Annotated in this window: 2 protein-coding genes and 1 pseudogene; all 3 read left to right on the forward strand. The window is 46.8% G+C overall.

From position 1 onward, the window contains the following. Window positions 1-616 (forward strand): annotated as a pseudogene (locus AZ66_RS28745) (succinate--CoA ligase subunit beta); the annotation flags it as partial. 25 nt (window positions 617-641) lie between these two features. After that, the gene (gene sucD / locus AZ66_RS28750; protein ID WP_044358057.1) at window positions 642-1,583 is read left to right on the forward strand and encodes a succinate--CoA ligase subunit alpha; all 942 of its coding nucleotides are present in this window, start codon (window positions 642-644) and stop codon (window positions 1,581-1,583) included. Window positions 1,584-1,766: 183 nt separating this feature from the next. Continuing rightward, the coding region (locus tag AZ66_RS28755) for a DNA-processing protein DprA (RefSeq protein ID WP_197081796.1) at window positions 1,767-2,137 on the forward strand (371 nt) is incomplete at its 3' end.

Raw genomic sequence — 2,137 nt, forward strand, 5'->3', positions numbered from 1 at the left:
GCCCTGTACCAAGCATTCGTTGAGAAGGATTGCTCGATTGCAGAAATCAACCCACTCGTTATAACAGGTGAAGGCGAAGTTATGGCTTTGGATGCGAAGCTAAACTTTGACTCCAATGCACTGTATCGCCATAAGGACATTCAAGCACTGCGCGATTTGGATGAAGAAGACGAGAAGGAAATCGAAGCATCCAAGTTCGATTTGAGCTACATCGCCCTCGACGGCAACATCGGCTGTATGGTTAACGGTGCAGGTCTTGCGATGTCCACGATGGATATCATTAAATATTACGGTGGAGAGCCGGCTAACTTCCTAGATGGTAGGGGGCGGCGCTACAACGGAGAAAGTAACAGAAGCATTCAAGATCATTTTGTCGGATGAAAATGTAAAAGGCATATTTGTAAATATCTTCGGCGGTATTATGCGTTGTGATGTCATTGCAAACGGTGTTGTTGAAGCTGCGAAGCAAATTGGTCTTGATCGGCCGCTCGTCGTCCGTCTGGAAGGTACGAACGTGGAGATCGGCAAGCGCATTCTGAATGAATCCGGATTGAACATTGTTGCAGCCGATTCGATGGCAGACGGTGCGCAGAAAATTGTCGCTTTGGTTCAATAATTCACGGACGAGAGGATGAGAGTCAATGAGTATCTTAATTGATAAACATACCAAGATTATTACACAAAATATGACGGGTGCTACAGGCATGTTCCATACAAAGGGCGGGCTTGAGTATGGCTCACAGATGGTAGCAGGCGCTGTCCCTGGCAAAGGCGGAACTACGGTTGACATTACGCTTGATAACGGTGAAGTGGTTACACTTCCTGTTTACAATACGGTAGTGGAAGCTAAGAATGCAACAGACGCAACAGCGAGTGTTATTTATGTGCCGCCAGCATTTGCAGCAGATGCGATTATGGAAGCAGTAGATGCCGATCTAGATCTGGTTATCTGTATTACAGAGGGTATTCCTGTATTGGATATGGTCAAGGTTAAGCGCTACATGGAAGGCAAGCGCACACGTCTTATCGGTCCGAACTGCCCAGGTGTCATCACACCAGGACAATGCAAAATCGGTATTATGCCGGGATATATTCATGCGCCAGGTCATGTAGGCGTCGTATCCCGAAGTGGAACGCTCACATATGAGGCTGTTCATCAATTAACAACGCGCGGCATCGGCCAATCTACTGCAGTTGGCATTGGCGGTGACCCGGTCAAAGGCTCTGAATTCATTGATATCTTGCACCTGTTCAATGAAGATCCAGATACACATGCTGTTATCATGATTGGTGAAATCGGCGGTACAGCTGAAGAAGAAGCAGCAGAGTGGATTCGTGATAACATGAAGAAGCCGGTAGTAGGTTTCATCGGCGGAGCGACAGCACCTGCGGGCAAGCGTATGGGTCACGCAGGCGCCATTATTTCAGGAGGCAAGGGAACTGCTGCTGAGAAGATTGCTACGCTGGAGGCTTGTGGTGTAAGAGTTGCGCCTACTCCTTCGGAAATGGGCAGCACGCTTGTTGCTGTACTTGAAGAGCGAGGGATTCTTGAGTCCTGCACGACGCATGTTGTGAATTCCTAATATTCAAAAGGTAAGCAACCTTTATTGCGCGGAAACGTGTATAAAGGTTGCTTTTTTTATTTTGTTAGCAAATTAAAGTTCTATGAATTTCAAAAACAATGGGTTGACACTTGCAATCTGTTAATATCTCAAGCAAAATAAGGGAAGCGGATTCGCGCTTCTCTAATGAAGGGAAAGAATGCGATGAGCAGATGGACTGAACGTCAAATTTTATTTGCACTACATGAAGCAGAAGGAATTGGATGGCACACTATTCGTGATTTAATGGATAGAATAGGGCTAGTGGGGCTGCCATGCTGGTTGGATCGACCTTCCTCACAGTGGCAGGAATCTGGATTGAAGCAGAATGTGGCTGCCAAGCTAGCTGCACAGTTTCGTTCCGACCGTCTCGAGCAGCGACTTGAGTTCACGAAGCGCAGCGGCATTGAATGGATAACGGCGCTTGATGAACATTACCCATTATTATTGAAGGAAATCCCTCAATATCCTTGGGTGTTATATGGTAGAGGAGATTGGAAATGCCTCGGGGAAGCATCCGTTAGTATCGTAGGTAC

The organism is Paenibacillus sp. E194, assembly GCF_000935845.1.
Lineage (GTDB): Bacteria > Bacillota > Bacilli > Paenibacillales > Paenibacillaceae > Paenibacillus_B > Paenibacillus_B alvei_B.

Bases quoted from the DNA above. Each gene is read 5' to 3' on its own strand.
- sucD (WP_044358057.1), top strand. From the start codon at position 642: ATGAGTATCTTAATTGATAAACATACCAAGATTATTACACAAAATATG.